This window comes from Nocardia sp. NPDC004415 (assembly GCF_053602435.1).
Genome location: NZ_JBSGDP010000009.1, coordinates 59,923 through 82,109 on the forward strand (window position 1 = coordinate 59,923; position 22,187 = coordinate 82,109).

Genomic DNA, 22,187 nt, shown 5'->3' on the forward strand with positions numbered 1-22,187 from the left:
CGGCGGAGGGGTGGGCTCCATGCAATCGGCAGCATCGGTGCGCGGTGGAGCGCCGCGGATCGCGAGTTTTCCCGGGTCCGATATCGACACCGAACCCGATGTCTGGTCGGGCGCGGCCATCGACGACAACCGGATCACCGCGCTGGCGGTGGGCGCCTACTACGGGCGCAGCTGGGGCGCGCACTGCGACGCCGTCGCCTTTCTGCCCGAGGAGCCCGACAGCACCGTCACCCGGCGCGAGACCGCGATCGAGGGCCTGCACGAATCGTGGGGCGTCGACAATGCCGAGGACGCCCGCGACACCATCCGCCGCCTGCTCGCCGGCATGCACGCGCCGCTGTTCGAACTCGTGCACCCGCTGGCCGTCGCCGCGGCGGGCGACAACGGGCGCGTGGACCGCACCGGCCTGGCCGACGAGCACCGCGAATTCCTGCACACCCTCTCGGGTTTCCGCGGCTACCGCGGTCCGGCGGGCATCGACCGCGACTACGACGCGTGGCTGCAGGCCATCAAGCTCGGTATCACCGACAGCCTGCCGAGCCCGCTGCAGACCGACGCCACCGCCTGGGATCTGGCCCGCCTGGTGTTCATCGCCCGCGCCGCCCGCACGGCGGGCTATCTCGCCGAGGACGAGGCCTGGGAGCACATGCTGGCCGGGCTGGACCGCGCCCGTCAGCACTATCGCAACTGGCGCCAGTTCGGCGACGGATTCCTCACCGGTGCCATCTTCTGGGCCGCCACGCAGGACCTCTCGGCGGCGAAACGGCAAGTGGCCGAACGCAGCCGGATGATCGCCGGGCTGCACCTGCGCCCGTCGAGCCCCTGGCGGCGGGTGGCGCTGCACCAGGGCGCGCCGGTGTTCAGCCCGGCATCGCCAGCATGATCCCGACCGCCCGGCGCCGGAACGGATCGTCCTCGACCATCCCCAGTTTGCGCCGCTCCACCAGCAGCTGCCATTCTCCGAACAGATCGGCCGACGACGGCAGCGACTGGGCGATCGAGCCGTCGGCGTGCTCGATCTCGCAGGCCAGTCGCAGCGCCTCGGCGACGCGGACGAAATCGACCGCCTCCCAGTCCAGGAAGTCCAGCGCGGCACCGGCACCCGACACCCGCAGCGTGGCGACCTTGCCCGGCGGCGTCAGGATCTGCGAGCCGGTGACCACCGCGACCGGGAACTCGTAGACCGCCCAGGTCGACACGAACAACAACCGCAGCGTGGTGACGGCCACCAGACCCGGCACCCCCTCGTGCCCGGCCTGCGCGAGCTCGAGCACGTACTCGTCGGGTCGCGCGCACCCGTGCAGCAGGGCGATCTCCGGCAGCGAATTGCCCACATAACGCATCCGGCCCGCAGCGGCCGTCACATCGGGGCGCTGCGGGCCGTCCGGTCCGGGAACCGGTTGCGGGGGAACCAGATTCGGCCGGGGCGGGAACATCCGCCGCAAGCCGATCAGATCCCGTTCGACCGCGCGCACCAGCACCTGCGCCTGCGCCCGCACCCCGGTCTCGAGGAACACCGGCACCGGCTGGCGCTCGGTGGGCACCCCGTTCACCACGTGGTCGGCCGAACGGAAGAACAGCAGCAGCGCCAGCAGCCCGTCCTCGGTGGTCGCCAGCGCGACCCTGGCCAGCTCCGCGACCGACACGTCGAGACCCACCTCGTTGTCGGCCCGCAGCGGCGTAGTCACCAGCCGCCCGTCCCCGTACCGGACGGCCACCCGCGTACCCCACACCTCGATCACAGCATTTCCCTCCGGCCCTACCCCGCCTGGCTGGATCCTACCGAGGGGGTGTCGCGGGTGGGCCGCGGCGGCGTAGATTCGACATCGTCGCTGCTCGGGTGTGTTTTCCTGGACGAAGGGATCGCCGTCATGAGCAAGTCCCGGCTGACCGGTGCCGTCCTCGCGCTCGCCCTCGCACTGGGCGGATGCACCACGACCGCATCGCCGCCGGAACCGGCCGAGGATCCCGCCGCCGCGCGGATCACCGAGATCGTGCGCGACGGGGTGGGCGAACTCGATCTCAGCGCGGCGGTCTACGGGGTGTGGCGCGGCGGGGAGCAGGTCGCGCTGGGCGAGTCACCGCTCGGAGTGCCCGCGACCGCGGACATGCGGGTGCGGGTGGGGCAGCCGATGGAGCCGACTACGTCACCGACCCCGAGTTCCTGACGATCTTCGGCGAGAACCCGATTCGCGAGTGGACCGCACCGCAGCTCATCGAACGCGCCACCGCCCGGCCACCCCTGTTCGACCCCCTCACCGCCGACCGCTACTTCGCCTTCGGCGTCGTCCACCTCACCGACTGGCTGTTCATGAACCCCTCCTACGGTGGCGGCGTCGCCTTCTACGACACGAAATCCGCCACCACCGTCATCGTCTACACCACCCTCGGCCCCACCTCGGACTCCTCGAAGAACAACGCCGTCGTCATCGGAACGAAGATCGCCCAGTACCTCGTCCCGGATCGGGCGCCCGCGGTGCCCTGAACGAAATCCCTTGCGGTGAATACGAACTCGCCGACGCGCCACGCCGATTGTGTAACGGAACCCACCACGCCGACGGTGTGCAGGCGTGAAGCTCTCCAGAGGCCAGAATGCTGCGGTCACCTCCCCCGCAGTGACAGTGGTGTTGACGTGGAAATCGCAGCACGAGGTCGATCCCCAAGCACTGCTCTTGGCCGAGACCGGGAAGATACGCACCGACGAGGACTTCGTCTTCTACAACGCGGCGCGCCATCCCTCCGGAGCGGTGGCGCTCACCGAGTCGCAGGCGGGTCGGGCAGTGCTCGCGGTGTCGCTCACCAACGTCGAAGCTGCCGTCTCTCGCATCGTCATCTCGAGCTCGGTCGAGGAGAAATCGTTCAGCGACGTCACCGATCTGACGCTGACGGTGCAAGATGGCGGCGACACGCTGATCTCGTTCGATGTCGACCAGCCCGACGCCGTGACGGCCATGATGCTCGGCGAGTTCTACCGACGCAATGGGCTGTGGAAGTTCCGATCGGTGGGCCAGGGCTGGGCCAGCGGGCTGCGGGGGCTCGCTGAGGAGTTCGGTGTCTCGGTCGACGATTCGCCGGAGACGCCTGCTCCGGTGCCTGCGGGCGATCGCGTCGCACCGTCCCCGGCTCCGGCTCCGGCTCCGGCCCGGATGGCGCCCGGCTGGTATCCCGATTCTCGGCAGCCGGGTCGGCTCCGGTGGTGGAACGGCACGGCGTGGACCGACGATGTCCAGCAGATCTTTCCGCCGGACCCCGCTGTCTGCGAGCGCTGCGGCCGGGACAAGCGCGTGCCCCGATTCGGAAGCCCACCGCCGTGCCGATGGTGTGAAGCCGATGTCAGCAGGTTCCTCGCGATGTGGCGGACCCACGCGTGGCAGGTGCTGACGACATCCGGTCCGGAAGGCAGCGGTTGGGACGAACTCTGGACGGGTCTGCGCTTCCAACGGATCGACGAGGCCAGCGGCCGTGAAACGCTGCGCCCACTCGCCGTCGCCTACCTGGAACGCCTGGTCGCCTTCGCCTTCGCTGACGGCGAGATCGAGGAATCCGAGCTCAGCGGCTTCGAACGGGCCATCCAGGATCTCGACGCGACCGTCGATCTGTCCGTCGCCCGTCAGCACCTCGACCAGCTCCGCCAGCGCATGCTGCGCGGCCGGTCGCTCACTCAGGTCCGCGCCGGTGATCTGCCCCGGATCCGGCGCGAGGACCTGCATCTCGACGCCGACGAGGCACTCTACATCGACGTCAACGCGACCCACACCAAGTATCTGGCCAGTGGGCCGAAGCACACCCGGGGCAGACTGGTTGGCAGCAGCAAGAAGCTACGGTTCGTCGGCGCGGCGGCGGGCAGCGAGCTGCCCTGGGCCAAGATCGTGTCTGTCACGAGCGAGTACGGCAACGTCATCATCTCGGCGACGACCGCCCGCGGCGGCGGTACCTACAGCGTTCCCGACCCCGAGTACGTCGCGGCCGTGCTCGAAGGAGCGCTGCGGGTCTCGAAACGGCTCGTCCTCGCGCCGGGGCAGCGCGACACCCGGTCGATCCCGCCGAATGTGAAATCCGAGGTGTGGCAGCGCGACGGCGGACAGTGCTGCCAGTGCAGCGACACCCACTACCTGGAGTTCGACCACATCATCCCACTGAGCCGTGGCGGCGCGACGAGCGTCGGCAACCTCCAGATCCTGTGCCGCAAGTGCAATCTCGAGAAGGGCGCCCGCCTCTGACCCACGAAAAAGCCCCTCACCTGGGTGTCAGGTGAGGGGCCTCGAGTGGAGCTGCCGGGAATCGAACCCGGGTCCTCCGCCGCGTCTTCAGGGCTTCTCCGTGTGCAGTTCGCTAGGTCTCTGCTTGGATCTCCGGGTCTCGCGAACAAGCTCGGATGACGATCCCAGTCGCTGTTGGATGTTCCATCCGACCCCGCGACCGGGCCGGACAGTAAGTCTCTCTAGCTGATGCCAGGGTCCGGGTCGAGAGACGAACCCGGTCTGACAGAGACGACCTGCTACTTAGGCAGCGAGGGCGTACTCGCGCTGATTGGAATCGGCGCTTAATTGGTTGCAACGACGCTTACGGTGGTCTCTTGCCTGCACCGACACGCTTCCCCTGAATCAACGTACGCAGTCGAAACCGTTCAGCCCCGTACGTGCCCGCACCGTGCGGGCTAGTCATGTTAACACTCCCGCCGTCGCGTTTCTTCCCGTTATTTCTGCCAGCGGGCGGTGTCGGCTCGGTCACCGGGTAGCGAACTTCGCCCGCCCGGCTGGGTGAATCCGGGTGGCCGTGCCGGTGGAGGCGGGTACTGTTCTCGTTCGGCCGCACTGGGACAGCGAGATCCCCTGGGGCGACTGGAACTAGGAGTTACCTGATGGCATTCACCAAACCGCGGGCACTGCGCCGTGCCGTGGTGATCCCGGTCGTGGCCGCGCTCGTGTCGGCGGTGGCGGCCTGCTCGACGGGTGAGCAGGACTACGGACCGGGTGTGACGAGTGAGCCGTGTCCCGGCTCGCAGCACAAGGACCGGGGGTGCATCTATCTGGGCGTGCTCTCCGATCTCGGTGGCGGCCCGTTCGCGCCGCTGGGTATCTCGATGAACGAGGGCCAGCTGGCGTTCTGGAACCAGGTGAACGAGTCCGGCGGCATCGGCGGCTACGACATCGACATCACCACCTACAGCCGCAACACCTCCTTCGACCCGCGCACCCACCGCACCGCGTATCAGGAGATCGAGCCGCATGTGCTCGCGCTGGCGCAGAGCCTGGGCACCGGGCAGTCGATCGCGCTGCTCAACCAGATGGACGCCGACGACATGGTCAGCGTCGCGGCCACGCAGTGGTCGGGCTGGAACTACCGCAGCGCCGACCGCAATCTGGTCCTCAGCGCGGGCTACTCCTACTGCACCGAAGCAGTGATGGGCCTGGACTGGTTCGCCGAGAACCATTACAACCCGCGCAATATCGCCATCGTGGCCTATCGCGGGAACTGGGGTGGCGACTACGCCGCCGGGGCGATGAAGTGGGCGGTGGCCAACGGCGCCACCATCGTCGACATGATCGAGACCGGGCCCAACGGTGAGGTGGGCAATCAGGACGGTCCGGTCGAGGAGGTGCTGGCCGCGTCGCCGGATCTGGTGATGCTGGCCACCGGGCCGGGCGAGACCGCGGAGATCGTGGGCAAGCTGGTGGCCTCCGGATTCACCGGCCGCTTCCTCGGCTCACTGCCCACCTGGAACGCGGCGCTGTTGCAGACGCCCGCCGCGCCCGCGCTCACCGCGCTGTTCAACTACACGACTCCCGTCGACGGGTGGGCGGGTGACAGCGTCGGCGCCCAGCACGCGCGCGCGGCGGTCGATCGCGAACCGGCGAATTTCGGCTACTCACTGGGCTGGGCGATCTCCTATCCGCTCAAGGCCTTGCTCATCGCGGCCGCCGACACCGGGGAGCTGACCCGGCCCGGGCTGCGGCGCACGGTCACCGACCTGAAGCCCGATGGCGAGGGCATGGTGGTGGTACATCCGACCGGGGCGAGCGCACCGGATCTGTCGGCGGAGTGGTCGGTGGTGTTCGAGCCGGACAAGACCGCGCCGATGGGTGCGCGGGCGATCAGTACCGGATATCAGGGCACCACGCTGGGCAAGCTGGGTATCCACGAGCCCTGCACGCGGCTCTAGCTCCTGCGGCTAGTTCGCGGCGATCATCCCGACCGCCGCGAGCGCCAGGCCCATTCCCACCTTCTGCAGTCCGCCGATCCGCTCGCCGAGCAGAACCATCGCCAGCAGCACCGTGGCGGCCGGGTAGAGCGAGCCGATCACGCTGACCACCGACAGCATCGAGCCGTGGAAGGCGTAGAGCAGGGCGGCGTTGGCGATCACGTCGAGCACGCCGACGGCCAGCGCCAGGCGCAGCGGTTCACCGTGCAGGCCGCCGAACTCACCCGCCGCCAGCGCGGAGGTCCACACCACGACGGTGGCGGCCACGCGCTGGGCGAGCAGCGGCCACAGGCCCGCCTCCGCGCTGGTCTCGTGCAGGAAGAAGAAGGCGAAGCCGAACGCGGCGCCGGAACCGACGGTCAGCAGGGCGACGCGGCGGGAGAAGCGCAGTTCGCGACCGCCGATGATCTCCTCGGTGGTCTCGTCGGGCGCCTCCCGGCTGACCAGCACCACCGCGACCAGCGCGAGCGCGATCCCGGCCACCGCGAGCGGGCCGGGCCGCTCACCCAGGAAGAAACCGGCGATCACCGGGATTCCGGCGACGAGCACGGCCGTCACCGGCGAGACCACCGACATCGGTCCGTCGGCGAGCGCGGCGTAGAACCACCACACCGCCAGCCCGCTGGCAACACCGGCGGCCAGGCCCCAGAAAACCGAGGCCGCGTCCGCGTGCCCGCCGACCAGCGGGGCGATCAGCAGGACCAGCAGTACCGAGAACGGATACGACACCACGACCACGCGCAGTGCGGTGACCCGCCGGGCGGCGATCCCGCCGAAGAAGTCGCTGACTCCGTAGCCCGCCGCCGCGATCAGGGCGAGCGCGACGGAGATCAACGCATGCCTTTGACCCGCCGACCGATCTCGCGGGTGACCTCACGCTCGGCCTGTCGGCGAGCCAGATCCTGGCGCTTGTCGTAATCCTGCTTGCCCTTGGCCAGGGCGAGTTCCACCTTCACCTTGCCGTCGGAGAAGTACATCGACAGCGGCACCAGCGTCTGGTTGCCCTCCCTGGACTTGCCGACCAGGTGCTCGATCTCGCGCTTGTGCAGCAGCAGCTTGCGGGTGCGCCGCGGCGAGTGGTTGGTCCAGGTGCCGTGGCTGAACTCCGGGATGTGCAGGCCGCGCAGCCAGACCTCCCCGTTGTCGACGGTCGCGAAGGCGTCGACGAGAGAGGCCTTGCCTTCGCGCAGGCTCTTCACTTCGGTGCCGACCAGCGCGATCCCCGCCTCATAGGTGTCGAGGATCGTGTAGTTGTGCCGCGCGCGGCGGTTGGTCGCGATGACCTTCCGGCCTTTCTCCTTCATAACGGTCAACTCTAAGTGACGGCGCCAGCGCTTTATTCCCTGGCGTGATCAGCCACCGGGCCGCAGGGCGAGGTAGAGGATCAGCGCGGCGGTGAAGAGCAGGATCAGCCCGACGGTGGTCCAGCGTGGCCTGCCCCGGTGGATCACCGGGTGCCGGTGGCCGAGCAGGGTCGGCGCGACGACGGGATCGGTCGCGCGGCGCGACGACGGTGGTGGGGCGTCGGCCGCCCCGCCCGCACCGCCGGAGTTGCCCTCGTCGGCTCCGTCACCGTCTGCCATGGCTCGACAGTATCGCGCGCGGCGCCGATAAACGGGCTATTCCTCGTGCAGCGTCGCCAGCACCCCCTCGCCGTAGCGGGCCAGCTTGTTCTCACCGACCCCGGCGACGGTGCCGAGCGCGGCGAGATCGGCGGGCTTGCGGGCCGCGATCTCGCGCAGGGTGGCGTCGTGGAACACGACGTAGGCGGGCACGCCCTGTTCCTTGGCGGTGGCCGCGCGCCAGGCGCGCAACCGCTCGAACAGTGGGACGTCGGCGGCGGGCAGGTCGACGGCGGCCTTGGCCGTCTTGGGGGCCCGCGCGGGTTTGGCGGCGCGTTCGGGTTCGCGGCGCATCGGCACCTGCTTGCCCTCGAAGAGCACCTCGTTGCTCGCGTCGGTGAGCGCGAGCACGCCGTACTCGCCCTGCACGGCGAGCAGGCCACCGGCCAGCAGCTGACGGACCACGCCGCGCCATTCGGTGTCGCGCAGATCGGTGCCGATGCCGAAGACCGACAGTTCGTTGTGCCGGTGCTGGGTGATCTTCGGATTGGACTTGCCGAGCAGGATGTCGATGAGGTGACCCGCGCCGAAGGCCTGGCCGCGTTCGCGCTTGAGGCGCAGCACGGTGGAGAGCATCTTCTGTGCGGGGACGGTGCCGTCCCAGGTCTGCGGCGGGTTCAGGCAGACATCGCAGTTGCCACACGCACTGCCGGGCTGGCCGAAATAGTTGAGCAGCTGGATGCGGCGGCAGCCCACCGTCTCGCACAGCGCGAGCATGGCGTCGAGGTGCAGTTGCAGCTGGCGCCGGTGCGCGGCGTCACCCTCGCTGGAGTCGATCATCTTGCGCTGCTGCACGACATCGGCCAGGCCGTAGACCATCCACGCGGTGGACGGCAGGCCGTCGCGGCCCGCGCGGCCGGTCTCCTGGTAGTAGCCCTCGACGGATTTGGGCAGGTCGAGGTGGGCGACGAAGCGCACGTCGGGTTTGTCGATGCCCATGCCGAAGGCGATGGTGGCCACCACGACCAGGCCGTCCTCGCGCAGGAACCGGGCCTGGTTCTCCGCGCGGGTGCGATTGTCCAGGCCCGCGTGATAGGGCACCGCCCGCACGCCGTTCTCGGTGAGCATGGCCGCGGTCTTCTCGACCGAATTGCGCGAGAGGCAGTAGACGATGCCCGCGTCACCGGCGTGCTCGGCGCGGATGAACTCGAGCAGCTGGCGGTCGGGACGGTTCTTGCTCTCGATGCGGTACTGGATATTGGGCCGGTCGAAGCTGGCGACGAACTGTTTCGCGGCGCCGAGATCGAGCCGCTCGACGATCTCGGCGGCCGTCTTCTCGGTGGCGGTCGCGGTGAGCGCGATACGCGGGACATCGGGCCAGCGCTCGTGCAGCAGCGACAGCGCCAGATAGTCGGGCCGGAAATCGTGGCCCCACTGCGAGACACAGTGCGCCTCGTCGATGGCGAACAGCGCCACGGTGCCGCGGTCGAGCAGCCGCAGCGTGGATTCCAGGCGCAGCCGTTCCGGCGCGAGATAGAGCAGGTCGAGGTCACCGGCGACGAACTGCGCCTCGACCGTGCGGCGCTGATCCGGCGACTGGGTGGAGTTGAGGAACCCGGCACGCACCCCGAGGGCGCTCAGGGCGTCGACCTGGTCCTGCATGAGCGCGATCAGCGGCGAGACGACGACCCCGACACCGGGGCGGACCAGCGAGGGCACCTGGTAGCACAGCGATTTACCGCCGCCGGTCGGCATGAGGACCAGCGCGTCGCCACCACCCACGACCTGCTCGACGATGGCGGCCTGGTCACCGCGGAAGCTGTCGTAGCCGAAGACCCGGCGCAGCACTTCCTCGGCGGTCTCCGGGCGTCCCGGAGCCGCCGCCCTGGCCGGGCCGGCCGGGGCGAGATCGTCGAAGTGGAAGCCGCCGGTGTCGTCGAAGTCGTGCTCGGAGACGTAGCCGCCGGCGGACGCGTAGGCGTCGTCGGGCGGGTAGTCCTCGGGCGGGAAGTCGTCGATGTCGGGGGCTGTGGCGCCGGAATTGCTCACCGGGCCATCCTACGAGCGAGCGGCGGCCTCGCAGCCCGGCCGAGGGCCCGGATCACGGCTCCGACCGGAAGTTGTCCACAGGTGGACAACTCGGATTCAGCCGCGCAAACGGTCCAGGACCTCGGCCTGGAGCAGGCCATTGCTCGCCACGGCGTCGCCACCGTGCGGGCCGGGCCGTCCGTCCAGGGAGGTGAACGTGCCACCCGCCTCGCGGACCAGGATGTCGAGGGCGGCCAGGTCCCACAGGGAGACCTCCGGCTCGGCGGCGATGTCCACCGCGCCCTCGGCGACCAGGCAGTAGTTGAAGAAGTCGCCGTAGCCGCGCACCCGCCAAACCGCGTCGGTGAGGTCGACGAAGTTCTCCCGCAGGCCACGTTCGCGCCAGCCGGACAGGCTGGAGAACGCCAGGCTCGCGTCGCCGAGATCACCCACCGCCGAGACCGACAGCGGAGTGGGCGCCCCCGGATGGACCTGCACCCAGGCCCCCGATCCGGCCGCCGCCCACCAGCGCCTGCCCAGCGCGGGCGCGCTCACCACGCCGACCACCGGGACGCCGTCCTCGAGCAGCGCGATCAGGCTCGCCCACACCGGGACGCCGCGCACGAAGTTCTTGGTGCCGTCGATCGGGTCGACCACCCACTGCCTGCCGCTGAACTCGGCGTCACCGCCGAACTCCTCGCCGAGCACGGCGTCACCGGGACGTTCCGCGCCGAGCACCCGCCGGATGACCTGCTCCACCGCCAGATCGGCATCCGAGACGGGCGTGAGGTCCGGTTTGGCGTCGACCTTCAGGTCCACGGCGCCGAAGCGCACCTTCGAGATCGCGTCGGCTTCATCGGCCAGGCGCAGGGCGAGGTCCAGGTCAGCGGTGTAGGCAGCCACGCGGGCAGTGTATTCGGCGGGGCCGCGCGGGCGTGGTCGCGGCTCCCCCTGCCCGGCACGGTCGCGCGTCAGGCCGCCACGGCCGACCTCGCCGCCACCAGAGCGCTTGCCCACCAGTGCAACTGATCGAGCATCGCCGCCGCGGCGGACTCGAAGTCGGCCGGTTCCCGCAGCCGGCCTTCCTCGTCGAAGAGCAGGTAATACTGCGGAAACGAGACGTAGTTGCGCACGGTGTGGGCATTGAGCTCGTTGAACACCTGGCGCAGGTGCTCGATGGCGAGCAGCCCACCCGAGGCACCGCTGTAGCCGACGAAGCCGATGGTCTTGGCGTCCCACTGGGTGAAGTGCCAGTCGATGACGGCCTTCAGCGCGGCCGGGTAGCTGCGGTTGTAGTCGGGGGTGACGATCACGTACGCGTCGGCGGCGGCCAAGCGCTCGCTGAGCCGACGCATGCCCGCGGGACGGACCGGGTCGGGGTCCATGGCGGGCGGCACCGCGGGCAGCGCAGCGGGCACCTCGGCCTCGGCCAGGTCGATCACGTCGACGTCGAACCGGTCGTCGACCCGCTCGGCGAACCAGTTCGCGACCACCGGACCGAACCGCCCCTCCCGGACGCTGCCGATGACGATCGCGAGCTTCAGTGGCTGTGTGGACACGCTGTCCTCCTGTGTCGATTCCGGCCCCGATCGGCCGGTGAAACCCACTTTCCCGCTGGACGATCCGCGCAGGGAGACCACGCTGAGAGTGGTAGTGACACGGCCACTGTCGACCCCTCCCCCGCCGGTACCGTCGACGAGGTGAGCGACAACGAACTCGGCCTCTTCCTGCGGGCCCGCCGCGAAGCGGTCTCCCCCGCCGAGGTCGGCCTGCCCACCGGACCCCGCCGCCGCACCCCGGGCCTGCGCCGCGCCGAGGTGGCGATGCTGGCCGGAGTCAGCGTCGAGTATCTGATCCGGCTGGAGCAGGGTCGGGATCGGCATCCCTCGCCGCCGGTGCTCTCCGCGCTGGCCGACACGCTGCGGTTGAGTCCCCGGGAGCGGGTGCATCTGCATCGACTGACGAAAGGGATGTCGGGGTTCAGCTGCGGGGCCGCCGAGCAGGGGCCCAACCGGACGGTCCGGCCCACGGTGCGTGCGATTCTCGAGCAGCTCGAGCCCGCGCCCGCCGCGATCACCAACCGGTTCACCGAGGTGCTCGCGTGTACCGAGGGGTATCGCAGGCTGATGGCGCCGAGCGGGCTGTTCGAGCAGGGGGAGCCCGCCAATGTGGCGCGGTTCGTCTTCACCCATCCCGGCGCGCGGGAGCTGTATCCGGACTGGGACGCGGCCGCCGACAAGCTGGTGGCCTCGCTCAAGCAGGGGCCTTTCCGGGCCGATCCGGTGGTGGCCGCGCTGGTCGACGAACTCACGTGACCGCCGGGAGCGCGTTCACCGAGCGGCTGGCGAAACTGCCGGGGCTGCCGCCCTCGGGTGGGGTCGACCGGATCAGTCATCCCGAGGCGGGTGAGCTGCGGCTGGCGTATGAATCGCTGGAGCTGTCGATCGACGACGACCAGTCGCTGTATGTCCTGCTGCCCGCCGACGCGGCGAGCGCGGCGGCGCTGGACGGGCTGGTCGGGCGGCGGCCCGGTGGCCTGCGGGCCGTGGCGGGCTGACGCGGCGGGTGCGCGTGTTTCACCGTGTCGGAGGCGACCGGTAACCTTGGGAATCGTGCATCCTGACGTTATCGCCGATCTGGCCGAACTCGACACCACGCTCAAGACGGTCGAGTCGGTCCTCGACGTCGAGGAGCTGCGCCGTCGCATCGACGAGCTCGAGCATCAGGCCGCCGATCCGGAGCTGTGGAACAACCAGGACCACGCCCAGCAGGTGACCAGCGAGCTCTCGCACGCGCAGAGTGAGCTGCGCCGCGTGGAGGACCTGCGGCAGCGCCTCGAGGACCTGCCGGTGCTCTACGAGCTGGCCGAGGCCGAGGAGGGCGCGGCCGCCGCGGAGGCCACCGCCGACGCCGACGCCGAGCGGGCCACACTGCGCGTCGACATCGAGGCGATGGAGGTGCGCACCCTGCTCTCCGGCGAGTACGACAAGCGGGACGCGCTGGTCAACATCCGTTCCGGTGCCGGTGGCGTGGACGCCGCCGACTGGGCGCAGATGCTGATGCGCATGTACATCCGCTGGGCCGAGCGGCACAAGTACTCGGTGGAGGTCTACGACACCTCCTACGCCGAGGAGGCGGGTATCAAGAGCGCCACCTTCGCGGTGAAGTCGCCCTACGCCTACGGCACCCTCTCGGTCGAGATGGGCACCCACCGCCTGGTGCGGATCAGCCCGTTCGACAACCAGGGCCGCCGTCAGACCTCCTTCGCCGAGGTCGAGGTGCTGCCGGTGGTGGAGACCACCGACCACATCGAGATCCCCGACGGTGACGTGCGCGTGGACGTGTACCGCTCCTCCGGTCCGGGTGGTCAGTCGGTCAACACCACCGACTCCGCGGTGCGCCTGACCCACATCCCCACCGGCATCGTGGTGACCTGCCAGAACGAGAAGTCGCAGCTGCAGAACAAGATCTCGGCCATGCGCGTGCTGCAGGCCAAGCTGCTCGAGCGCAAGCGCCAGGAGGAGCGTGCCCAGATGGACGCGCTCAAGACCAACGAGGGCGCGTCCTGGGGCAACCAGATGCGTTCCTACGTGCTGCACCCGTACCAGATGGTCAAGGACCTGCGCACCAATCATGAGGTGAACAACCCCACGGCGGTGCTCGACGGCGACATCGACGGGTTCATCGAATCCGGAATCCGTTGGCGCATGCGCGATCAGGCCGACGCGTAGCCATCGATTCGCTCGCCGCGGTGCGCGTCCGCGCGTTTGACCTGGGACCGTGACCGGCCTGTAACCTTTTCGTGTGAACGACCACCTCGCGATCGAGACCGCCCCCGAGATCACCGCCTGGCTACGATCCAGCGGGCTCGAGATCGTGCTGCTCGTCGTCGGAGCGATGCTGTTCGGGCGCTTCGCGGCGTTCATCCGCGACCGGGTGACCAGCAAGATCGACTCCGGTTTCCACTCCAGCGACGCGCTGGTCCGCACCGAGGCGGCCAAGCACCGGCACGCCCTGGCCCAGGTCATCACCTGGGTGGTGCTGACCATCGTCTACGTGCTGGTCGGCATCGAGGTCCTGCGCAGGCTGGGCTTCGCGGTGACCGGGCTGGTCGCGCCGGCGGCGGTGCTCGGTGCCGCGCTCGGTTTCGGCGCGCAGCGCATCGTGCAGGACATCCTGGCCGGGTTCTTCCTCATCACCGAACGCCAGTACGGCTTCGGTGACGTGGTGAGCATCGCGGTCACCGGTTCGGGCGACCCGGCCGAGGGCACCGTCGAGGACGTCACCCTGCGCATCACCACCCTGCGCAATTCCGACGGCGAGGTGATCACCGTCCCCAACGGCCAGATCGTGAAGGTCACGAACCTGTCCAAGGACTGGGCCCGCGCCGCCATCGACGTGCCGGTATCGGCCCAGGCCGACATCACCAAGATCAACGAAGTACTGCACGAGGTGTGCACCACCGCCTATCAGGACCGCAAGCTCGAGCCGCTGCTGCTCGACGAGCCGTCGGTGATGGGTGTGGAAGGTCTCACCCTCGACGAGATGAACATCCGGATGGTTGCCCGCACATTGCCGGGCAAGCAATTCGAAGTGGGTCGCGAGCTGCGCGTACGGGTCGCCGCGGCGCTGCGGAAGGAAGGAATCAGTGAAACCACGTAAGTCCACGGCGATCCTGATGGCCGCGTGGCTGTCGACGTTCGTCGTCTATGTGCTCGTCAAGCCGGTCGAGAAGGCCGACACCCCGCCGACGACCCTGCTCAACACCGTCCCGGCCTGGGTCGATCCGACGCGCTGAGGCCGCCGGTGCCCGTCACCGGCCAGGTCACCGGGCGGTCGCTGGCTACACTGGCTCCCCGTGATCACCATGCGCAACGTCACCAAGTCGTACAAGACCTCGACGCGGCCGGCGCTGGACAACGTTTCCGTCGACGTGGACAAGGGCGAGTTCGTCTTCATCATCGGTCCGTCCGGTTCGGGGAAGTCGACTTTCATGCGGCTGCTGCTCAAGGAGGAGTCGCCGACCGCGGGCGAGATCCGGGTGGCCGACTTCCGGGTCGACCGGTTGCCGGGCCGCAAGGTGCCCAAGCTGCGCCAGCGCATCGGCTGTGTGTTCCAGGACTTCCGGCTGCTGCAGCAGAAGACGGTGGAACAGAACGTGGCCTTCGCGCTGGAGGTGATCGGCAAGCGGCGCCAGTTCATCGACCGCACGGTGCCCGAGGTGCTCGACATGGTCGGCCTCGGCGGCAAGGGCAACCGGTTGCCCTCGGAGCTGTCCGGTGGTGAGCAGCAGCGGGTGGCGATCGCGCGCGCGTTCGTCAACCGGCCGCTGGTGCTGCTGGCCGACGAGCCCACCGGCAATCTCGATCCGGAGACCAGCGCCGACATCATGGCGCTGCTGGAACGGATCAACCGCATCGGCACCACGGTGCTGATGGCCACGCACGACAATCACATCGTCGACGCCATGCGCAGGCGGGTGGTGGAACTCGACCACGGCAGACTCGTGCGCGACGAGGCGACCGGCGTCTACGGGGTGGGACGATAATGCGACTGAGTTTCCTGTTCACCGAGGTCGCCGACGGTCTGCGCCGCAATCTGACGATGACCGTCGCGATGATCCTGACCACCGCGGTATCGCTGATGATGCTCGGCGGCGGCATGCTGTCGGTGCGGATGGCCGACAAGACCGAGAACTTCTTCATCGGCCGGCTCGAGGTGCGGTTCTATCTCGACGACGCCGTCTCCGACACTGACCCGGACTGCGCGGCCGAGCCGTGCAAGTCGCTGCTGGCCGACCTGAAGTCGACCTCGGGCGTGGAGAGCGTGCAGTTCCTCAACCGCGCCGACGCGCTGGAGGAGGCCAAGAAGCTCTTCGCCGATCAGCCGGAGATGGTGCAGTACATCAGCGATTCGCCGCTGCCCGCCTCGCTGCGGGTGAAGATGACCGACGCCGACCAGTACCAGCACATCTACGACAGTTTCGCGACGCGCCAGGGCGTGCGGATCGTGGCCAACGACAAGGAGTTCGTGGACCGGCTGGTGAGCCTGTTCGACGGGCTGCGCAACGCGGCGTTCGGCCTGGCGCTGGTGATGGCGCTGGCGGCCATGCTGCTGGTGCTGAACATGGTGCAGATCGCCGCGTTCACCCGGCGCACGGAAGTCGGCATCATGCGCCTGGTGGGCGCGACGCGCTGGTATACCCAGCTGCCGTTCCTGCTCGAGGCGGTGGCGGCGGCATTCGTGGGCTCAGTGCTGGCGGTGCTGGGTCTGGTGATCGCGCGGCCGCTGGTGATCGACCGGGCGCTGGGTCCGCTGTTCGACAGCAATGTCTTCCCGCGCATCACCGGCGACGACATCGCGGTGGTCGCGTTGACCATCGCGCCGATCGGCATCGTCTTCGCGGCGGCGACGGCGTATCTCACGCTGCGGTTCTACGTGCGCGAGTGAGTCGCGCGGCGGGACCTGCGCCGGTCCCGCCGCTCAGCTCGCTGACGGATCGGCGTGGGCGAGGCTGGCGTCGAGCTGCGCGGTGAGCTGGGCGCGCTGCCGGTCGAGCACTTCGATGCGGCGGTTCAGTTCGGCCGTGCGCTCGGCCATCACCCGCACCGACATCTCGCAGGCCTGCACCGGGCCGTCCACGGGCGCGCACGGGAGCAGCGCGGCGATGTCGTCGGTGGTCAGTCCGGCGGCGAGCAGTTCGCGGATCCGTTCGACGGTGCGCAGCGCGTCCTCGGGGTAGGTGCGATAGCCGTTGGGATCGCGGTGGGGCCGCAGCAGGCCCTGTTCCTCGTAGTAGCGCAGCAGGCGCGCGGCGACGCCGGTGCGCCGGGCCAGTTCACCGATCAGCATGTGATCTCTCGCTCCGGACTTGACCTTCACATCCATGTGAATACCTAACTTCGCTGACATGACAGCGATTCCCTTGCAGACCACCGTCCACGGCTCGGGCCCCGGCCTCGTCCTCGCCCATGGGGCCGGCGGCGGGATCGAGGCCAACTTCGGCCCGGTGCTTCCCGCGCTCGCCCGCACCCACACCGTGGTCGGCTCCGACTATCCGGCCGACGACACCCCGCTGACCCTCGACGGCCTCGCCGACGCCCTGGTGGCCGCCGCGGGCGCGGCGGGCGTGGAGACCTTCACCATCGCCGGGTTCTCCCTCGGCACCGCGGTGGCCGTGCGCGCGGCCGCCCGTCATCCCGAGCGGGTCACCGGGCTGCTGCTCACCGCGGGGTTCGCCGCACCGGACAATCGGGCGCGGCTGATCCTGCGGGGATGGCAGGACCTCCTCGACCGCGCGGACCACACCGATTTCGCGCGGCTGATCCTGGCGACGGGGTTCTCCGCGCGTCACCTCAACGAGCTGCCCGCCGAGGCCATCGACGCGCTGGTCGACGCGATCGGCGCCGCGATCCCCGGCGGCACCCACCGGCAGGCGGACTTGGTCGCCCGGGTCGACACCACTGCCGATCTGGCCGGCGTCACCGTGCCGACCCTGGTGGTCGCCACCACCGCCGACCTGCTCATAGATCCCGCCAACTCGCGCGTCCTCGCCGCCGGAATCCCCGGCGCCGAATACGTCGAGATCGACGCGGGCCATGTCGTCATGCTCGAGCAGCCCGAGGCCTGGCAGAAGCTCCTCACCGACTTCTTGGACCGGCACGATCTCTGAACCGTCGATCAGCTCGGTCAGCCGAGGGTGCGGAGGTGAGGCCACACCTCGGACCAGGGATGGCGAGGGTCACGGCAGACGTACAGCGGGGCACCCTGTTCGTCGTTGTCGATCCCGAGGCCGTTGTCGATCACGCCCGCCGGTTCGACGCTCGCGCACAACGCGGTGACGCGGTCGTGGTCGAGGCCGACGGTGAGGACCGTGGTCGCGGTGTCCGGTGGCGGGCCCCACGACCAGTACGCGTTGTGGCCCGAATGTGGTGTGGGCAGGCCGTATTCGGCGCCGTAGTGCTCGATGGCGCCCGCTTCGCCGTAGTTGGCGGTGAGGATCGCGGCACCGGGCGGGCGGGCGGCGGCCACCTGCTCGACGAAGCGAGGCCAGCCGATGGTCTCGCCCGCGTCGTAGTTCACCGCGAGCATCGGCGTGTCCGGGACGGCCGCGACCGGCAGCAGCGGCAGGAACAGCGAGGCGGACAGCACCGCGTTCACGGCGACGACGGAACCCGCTGCCGCCCAGCGCTTCCGGTTCTCGCCGAGCCACCGGGTGAGCCCGACGACACCGGCCGCCAGCAGCACCGGATACATCCCGCCGAGGTAGTACGCCTTGCCTCCCGCGACCAGGAAGACCACGAACAGCAGCCCGTAGGCGAGAGCGAACGCCCGGTACGGCGAGCGCCACAGCCGCCACAGGCCATACATCCACAGCGGCACCAGCAGCGGACCGATCAGCCCGAACTGTAAGAGCACGAACATGATCGGTGGGTCCGAGGTACCCGAGGAACCGGCGGCGATGGCCCGGCTCAGGGTCCACTGGGGCCAGCCGTTGCTCGCCTGCCACCACAGGTAGGGCGCGGTGAGGATCGCCGCGAGCCCGATCGACATTGGAAAGTACCTGTTGGCGAGCACTTTTCGCTGCGGTGTCAGAAGAAGGGCGAGGACGAGCACAATAACCGGAACGACGATCAGCACCTTGTTCTGCACGCCGACCCCCACCGCCACACCGACGGCGAGCCACCATCGCGGGTCGGCCCCGCGCACCAGTTTCAGTACCAGCAGGCTGACCAGCGACCAGACCGCCAGATCGAAGATCGTCGTCCCGAACAGATGCCCGGCGCCCTGCACGAGGGCCGCGCTCGCCACGGCCGCGGCGGTCAGTATCCGCGCGCCCCGGCCGCCGCCGAGCACGCCCGCCATCAACCCGGCGCACACCACCACGCCGGTGGCGGCGAGGACGGCGGGCAGCCGCAGCAGCCACAGCGCGTCGGGATCGATCGCCGCCGCCAGCCGCGCGAGGGCGGGCACGAGCGGCGGCTGATCGGGATAACCCCAGTCCAGGCGCTGTCCGGCGGCCAGGAAGTACAGCTCGTCGCGGTGGTAGCCGTAGCGCGGGGAGGTCAGCAGCAGGACGAGCGCGAAGGCCGACACCAGGACAGACACCAGTCCAGCGTGACAGAATCCGGCGATTCTCCCAAGGGATCATTGCATTTCTTACTCCAGAGTAAGATAGTCTTACCGAGGAGTAAGATAGGCGGGGCAGCCAGTGTCCCGACAGCCGAGGAAATCAGGTGATGATGAGCACTCGAGACAGCGCGACCAAGCGACGTCCGAACGACACGTCCGCGGTCGGCCTCAGCCAGCCCAAGCGGGACTGGATGGGCACCGCGATGCGCGCTTTGACGACCATTACCGGGTCGGAGCTCGCCGAGAAGTACAACTTGCGCAAGCCCATCGAGCGAGTCACCTACGAGGGCACCAAGACCGGGTTCCGCACGCTGGGCGCGGCCACCCGCACCTTCGCCAAGGTCACCGGTGGCGGCAAGCCGCAGCGTCTGGCCGACAACGAGTCCAAGACCAAGGACTACTTCGACCTCACCCCGTCCGACGAGCAGCAGATGATCGTCGAGACCGTGAAGGACTTCGCCGGGGAGATCCTGCGCCCGGCCGCCTACGAGGCCGACGGTGCCGCCAAGGCCCCGCGCGACCTGCTCGAGCGCGCCGCCGAACTCGGCATCACCCTGATCAACGTGCCCGAGGAGCTCGAGGGCGCCGCCTCCGAGCGTGGCGCGGTCACCAACTCCCTGGTCGCCGAGGCCCTCGCGCACGGTGACATGGGCCTGGCGCTGCCGATCCTGGCGCCCAGCGGTGTCGCCGTGGCGCTGTCGCAGTGGGGCACCGACGCCCAGCAGAAGACCTACCTGCCCGCCTTCACCGGCGAGAACGTGCCGCAGGCCTCGGTGGTCATCGCCGAGCCGCGCGCCCTGTTCGACCCGTTCGCGCTGCAGACCAAGGCCACCCGCTCCCCCAGCGGCTACCGCCTCAACGGCGTGAAGAGCCTGGTCCCGGCCGCGGCCGACGCCGAGCTGTTCATCGTGGCCGCCGAGCTCGACGGGCGCCCAGCGCTGTTCGTCGTCGAGTCCGACTCCGCGGGCCTGTCGGTCGAGGCCGACCCGAGCATGGGTCTGCGCGCCGCGGGCCTGGGCAGGCTGATCCTGGACAACGTGGCCGTGAGCACCGACGCCGTGCTCGGCGACGGTGACGCCGTCGCCCGCGCCGCCGAGTACACCGACGCCGTGCAGCTGGCGCGCCTGGGCTGGGCCTCGCTGGCCATCGGCACCGGGCAGGCCGTGCTCGACTACGTGATCCCCTACGTGAACGAGCGTGAGGCGTTCGGCGAGCCGATCTCGCATCGTCAGGCGGTGGCGTTCATGGTCGCCAACATGGCCATCGAGCTCGACGGCCTGCGGCTCGTGACCCTGCGGGGTGCGTCACGCGCCGAGCAGGGCCTGTCGTTCCACCGCGAGGCGGCGCTGGCCCGCAAACTGGCCACCGACAAGGGCATGCAGATCGGTCTGGACGGCGTGCAGCTGCTCGGCGGCCACGGCTTCACCAAGGAACACCCGGTCGAGCGCTGGTACCGCGACCTTCGTGCCATCGGCGTCGCCGAGGGCATCGTGCTGGTGTAACGGCCCGTTTCTTACCTTCCAGGAGACTTCCCATGATCAATCTCGAACTCCCCAAGAAGCTGAAGGCGAGCGCCAACCAGGCCCACCAGGTCGCCTCCCAGATCTTCCGTCCGATCTCGCGCAAGTACGACCTCGCCGAGCACGACTACCCGGTCGAGCTCGACACCATGGCCGCCATGATCGAGGGCCTGTCGGACTCCGGCACCCAGAAGATCGGTGGCGCCGCCGGTGGCCGCGGTGACGAGCCCGGCACCGACCTGGTCGCCAATGCCAACGGCGGCAACATGTCCGCGCTGCTCAACGCGCTCGAGACCTCCTGGGGCGATGTCGGCCTGATGCTGACCATCCCCTACCAGGGTCTGGGCAACGCGGCCATCGCCGCGGTCGCCACCGACGAGCAGCTGGCCCGCTTCGGCAAGGTGTGGGCCGCGATGGCCATCACCGAGCCGTCGTTCGGTTCCGACTCCGCCGCCGTCACCACCACCGCCGTGCTCGACGGCGACGAGTGGGTGCTCAACGGCGAGAAGATCTTCGTCACCTGTGGCGAGCGGGCCACCCACATCGTGGTGTGGGCCTCGGTCGACAAGAGCCTGGGCCGCGCGGCGATCAAGTCCTTCGTCGTCCCGCGTGACGCTCCGGGCCTGTCGGTGGCGCGGCTCGAGCACAAGCTCGGCATCAAGGCCTCCGACACCGCCGTGCTGCTGCTGCAGGACTGCCGGATTCCGGCCGACAACATCCTCGGCTCGCCGGAAGTCAACGTGGAGAAGGGTTTCGCGGGGGTCATGCAGACCTTCGACAACACCCGTCCGCTGGTGGCCGCCATGGCCATCGGTGTGGCCCGCGCCGCGCTCGAGGAACTGCGCGCCATCCTCACCGGCGCCGGTGTCGAGATCTCCTACGACACCCCCGCCATGAACCAGCACGCCGCCGCCGCCGAGTTCCTGCGCATGGAAGCCGACTACGAATCGGCCTACCTGCTGGCCCTGCGCGCGGCCTGGATGGCCGACAACAAGAAGCCCAACTCCCTCGAGGCTTCCATGTCCAAGGCCAAGGCAGGCCGCACCGGCACCGACGTCTCCCTCAAGGCCGTCGAACTGGCGGGCAGCCTCGGCTACTCGCAGCGCCTGCTCCTGGAGAAGTGGGGCCGCGACTCGAAGATCCTCGACATCTTCGAAGGCACCCAGCAGATCCAGCAGCTCATCGTGGCCCGCCGCGTCCTCGGAAAGTCCTCCGCCGAGCTGAAGTGAGCTGCTAGACAACGAAATCCGGTGCGAGTCATCCCGACCCGCACCGGATTTCTCGTTTCCGAGTACCGAACTCCCGGCACGTTCATCTGCACCGAGATCACAGGCCGAGGGTAATCGGGTGTTCCGGTGCTCCCCCGGTGATCAGGTCAGCCAGGGGGCCGGAGAGGTTGCGGGGGCCGAAGAGGGCGGGGCCTGGGTAGGTGGTGATTTCGGGGAGGGTCCACCAGCGGAAGGCGGTGATGTTCTCGGCGGCGAGTTCTTCGGGGGAGAGGGTGCCGTTCGGGGTGAAGGGTGGGGTGTGGACGAGGTAGTAGTCCTGGTGGGCGCCGTCGTAGCCGGGGATGTAGTCGGGGTCGATGACGGTGCGGTGCCAGACGTGTGGGGGTGGGGTGGACAGGGTGAGGCCGATTTCCTCGTGGAGTTCGCGACGGAGGGCCTCATAGGGGGCTGGTCACATACCTGTCAGTCTGATTTGGCGCGTTGTGAGGGGTGTGATGCTTGACGCTCGGGGACT

At 69.3% G+C, this 22,187-nt stretch carries 24 protein-coding genes, 1 other RNA gene and 1 pseudogene; 15 read left to right on the forward strand and 11 right to left on the reverse strand.

Features of this window, described 5'->3' with window-relative positions; translation table 11 throughout:
- Positions 1-19: 19 nt before the first annotated feature.
- Positions 20-883 (forward strand): DUF1266 domain-containing protein, encoded by an 864-nt coding sequence (locus tag ACWEMY_RS06725; RefSeq protein WP_452389188.1) that lies wholly within the window; start codon positions 20-22, stop codon positions 881-883.
- Here the strand turns inward: ACWEMY_RS06725 and ACWEMY_RS06730 are convergent.
- Positions 861-1,742, reverse strand: coding sequence for a hypothetical protein (locus ACWEMY_RS06730; protein ID WP_452389189.1), 882 nt, complete (start codon positions 1,740-1,742; stop codon positions 861-863). The genes ACWEMY_RS06725 and ACWEMY_RS06730 overlap by 23 nt on opposite strands.
- Before the next feature lie 129 nt (positions 1,743-1,871).
- On the opposite strand from ACWEMY_RS06730, the gene ACWEMY_RS06735 reads away from it, so the two are divergent.
- The 3 genes from ACWEMY_RS06735 (at position 1,872) to ACWEMY_RS06745 (ending at position 4,220) form a co-directional block, all read left to right on the forward strand.
- Positions 1,872-2,168: a hypothetical protein gene (locus ACWEMY_RS06735; protein WP_452389190.1), complete on the forward strand. Its 297-nt coding sequence runs from the start codon at positions 1,872-1,874 to the stop codon at positions 2,166-2,168.
- Between the two features lie 143 nt (positions 2,169-2,311).
- Entirely contained in the window at positions 2,312-2,485 is a 174-nt protein-coding gene (locus ACWEMY_RS06740) for a hypothetical protein (RefSeq protein WP_452389191.1), read from the forward strand.
- A gap of 85 nt (positions 2,486-2,570) precedes the next feature.
- A complete protein-coding gene (locus ACWEMY_RS06745; protein ID WP_452389192.1) occupies positions 2,571-4,220 on the forward strand; it encodes a TerD family protein in 1,650 nt (549 codons plus the stop codon).
- A 43-nt stretch (positions 4,221-4,263) separates the two neighbouring features.
- On the opposite strand, the gene ssrA is transcribed toward ACWEMY_RS06745, so the two are convergent.
- Positions 4,264-4,635, reverse strand: a transfer-messenger RNA (tmRNA) gene (ssrA, locus tag ACWEMY_RS06750).
- 226 nt (positions 4,636-4,861) lie between these two features.
- On the opposite strand from ssrA, the gene ACWEMY_RS06755 reads away from it, so the two are divergent.
- A complete protein-coding gene (locus ACWEMY_RS06755) occupies positions 4,862-6,163 on the forward strand; it encodes an ABC transporter substrate-binding protein (RefSeq protein ID WP_452389193.1) in 1,302 nt (433 codons plus the stop codon).
- 9 nt (positions 6,164-6,172) lie between these two features.
- Here the strand turns inward: ACWEMY_RS06755 and ACWEMY_RS06760 are convergent, their stop codons facing one another.
- The 6 genes from ACWEMY_RS06760 to ACWEMY_RS06785 form a co-directional block, all read right to left on the reverse strand.
- Complete coding sequence (locus ACWEMY_RS06760; RefSeq protein WP_375929537.1) at positions 6,173-7,036, reverse strand: DMT family transporter; 864 nt, start codon at positions 7,034-7,036, stop codon at positions 6,173-6,175.
- Positions 7,033-7,506, reverse strand: coding sequence for an SsrA-binding protein SmpB (smpB, locus tag ACWEMY_RS06765; protein WP_110036321.1), 474 nt, complete (start codon positions 7,504-7,506; stop codon positions 7,033-7,035). Before smpB ends, ACWEMY_RS06760 begins: the two co-directional genes overlap by 4 nt.
- Before the next feature lie 48 nt (positions 7,507-7,554).
- Positions 7,555-7,785: a hypothetical protein gene (locus ACWEMY_RS06770; RefSeq protein ID WP_452389194.1), complete on the reverse strand. Its 231-nt coding sequence runs from the start codon at positions 7,783-7,785 to the stop codon at positions 7,555-7,557.
- A gap of 36 nt (positions 7,786-7,821) precedes the next feature.
- The gene (gene recQ, locus ACWEMY_RS06775) at positions 7,822-9,813 is read right to left on the reverse strand and encodes a DNA helicase RecQ (RefSeq protein ID WP_452389195.1); all 1,992 of its coding nucleotides are present in this window, start codon (positions 9,811-9,813) and stop codon (positions 7,822-7,824) included.
- 96 nt (positions 9,814-9,909) lie between these two features.
- Positions 9,910-10,695 carry a histidinol-phosphatase gene (hisN, locus tag ACWEMY_RS06780; protein ID WP_452389196.1) on the reverse strand — a complete coding sequence of 262 codons (786 nt, stop codon included), beginning with the start codon at positions 10,693-10,695 and terminating at the stop codon, positions 9,910-9,912.
- Between the two features lie 68 nt (positions 10,696-10,763).
- Positions 10,764-11,351, reverse strand: coding sequence for an NADPH-dependent FMN reductase (locus ACWEMY_RS06785; RefSeq protein ID WP_452389197.1), 588 nt, complete (start codon positions 11,349-11,351; stop codon positions 10,764-10,766).
- 141 nt (positions 11,352-11,492) lie between these two features.
- Here ACWEMY_RS06785 and ACWEMY_RS06790 point away from each other — a divergent pair, with 141 nt between their 5' ends.
- The 7 genes from ACWEMY_RS06790 (at position 11,493) to ftsX (ending at position 16,242) form a co-directional block, all read left to right on the forward strand.
- Positions 11,493-12,107, forward strand: coding sequence for a helix-turn-helix transcriptional regulator (locus ACWEMY_RS06790; protein ID WP_452389198.1), 615 nt, complete (start codon positions 11,493-11,495; stop codon positions 12,105-12,107).
- Positions 12,104-12,349, forward strand: coding sequence for an MmyB family transcriptional regulator (locus tag ACWEMY_RS06795; RefSeq protein ID WP_452389199.1), 246 nt, complete (start codon positions 12,104-12,106; stop codon positions 12,347-12,349). The genes ACWEMY_RS06790 and ACWEMY_RS06795 overlap by 4 nt, the downstream gene beginning before the upstream one ends.
- A gap of 55 nt (positions 12,350-12,404) precedes the next feature.
- Positions 12,405-13,523, forward strand: coding sequence for a peptide chain release factor 2 (prfB, locus tag ACWEMY_RS06800; protein ID WP_452389200.1), 1,119 nt, complete (start codon positions 12,405-12,407; stop codon positions 13,521-13,523).
- A 73-nt stretch (positions 13,524-13,596) separates the two neighbouring features.
- Entirely contained in the window at positions 13,597-14,454 is an 858-nt protein-coding gene (locus ACWEMY_RS06805) for a mechanosensitive ion channel family protein (protein ID WP_375929544.1), read from the forward strand.
- Positions 14,441-14,590: a hypothetical protein gene (locus ACWEMY_RS06810; protein WP_375929545.1), complete on the forward strand. Its 150-nt coding sequence runs from the start codon at positions 14,441-14,443 to the stop codon at positions 14,588-14,590. The genes ACWEMY_RS06805 and ACWEMY_RS06810 overlap by 14 nt, the downstream gene beginning before the upstream one ends.
- A gap of 60 nt (positions 14,591-14,650) precedes the next feature.
- Entirely contained in the window at positions 14,651-15,340 is a 690-nt protein-coding gene (ftsE, locus tag ACWEMY_RS06815; protein WP_375929546.1) for a cell division ATP-binding protein FtsE, read from the forward strand.
- Positions 15,340-16,242, forward strand: a complete 903-nt coding sequence (ftsX, locus tag ACWEMY_RS06820) for a permease-like cell division protein FtsX (RefSeq protein WP_375929547.1) — start codon at positions 15,340-15,342, stop codon at positions 16,240-16,242. The genes ftsE and ftsX overlap by 1 nt, the downstream gene beginning before the upstream one ends.
- 33 nt (positions 16,243-16,275) lie before the next feature.
- Here ftsX and ACWEMY_RS06825 read toward each other — a convergent pair whose 3' ends face one another.
- The gene (locus ACWEMY_RS06825) at positions 16,276-16,680 is read right to left on the reverse strand and encodes a MerR family transcriptional regulator (protein WP_452389201.1); all 405 of its coding nucleotides are present in this window, start codon (positions 16,678-16,680) and stop codon (positions 16,276-16,278) included.
- A 22-nt stretch (positions 16,681-16,702) separates the two neighbouring features.
- Between ACWEMY_RS06825 and ACWEMY_RS06830 the strand changes: the two genes are divergently transcribed.
- Positions 16,703-17,464: an alpha/beta fold hydrolase gene (locus ACWEMY_RS06830; protein ID WP_452389202.1), complete on the forward strand. Its 762-nt coding sequence runs from the start codon at positions 16,703-16,705 to the stop codon at positions 17,462-17,464.
- Positions 17,465-17,481: 17 nt separating this feature from the next.
- Here ACWEMY_RS06830 and ACWEMY_RS06835 read toward each other — a convergent pair whose 3' ends face one another.
- Positions 17,482-18,900 carry a glycosyltransferase family 39 protein gene (locus ACWEMY_RS06835; protein ID WP_452389203.1) on the reverse strand — a complete coding sequence of 473 codons (1,419 nt, stop codon included), beginning with the start codon at positions 18,898-18,900 and terminating at the stop codon, positions 17,482-17,484.
- Positions 18,901-19,031: 131 nt separating this feature from the next.
- Between ACWEMY_RS06835 and ACWEMY_RS06840 the strand changes: the two genes are divergently transcribed.
- Positions 19,032-20,426: an acyl-CoA dehydrogenase family protein gene (locus ACWEMY_RS06840; RefSeq protein WP_375929551.1), complete on the forward strand. Its 1,395-nt coding sequence runs from the start codon at positions 19,032-19,034 to the stop codon at positions 20,424-20,426.
- Positions 20,427-20,458: 32 nt separating this feature from the next.
- Complete coding sequence (locus tag ACWEMY_RS06845; protein WP_452389204.1) at positions 20,459-21,673, forward strand: acyl-CoA dehydrogenase family protein; 1,215 nt, start codon at positions 20,459-20,461, stop codon at positions 21,671-21,673.
- Between the two features lie 97 nt (positions 21,674-21,770).
- Here the strand turns inward: ACWEMY_RS06845 and ACWEMY_RS06850 are convergent.
- A pseudogene (locus ACWEMY_RS06850) lies at positions 21,771-22,106 on the reverse strand (NUDIX domain-containing protein); the annotation flags it as partial.
- Positions 22,107-22,187 lie beyond the last annotated feature (81 nt).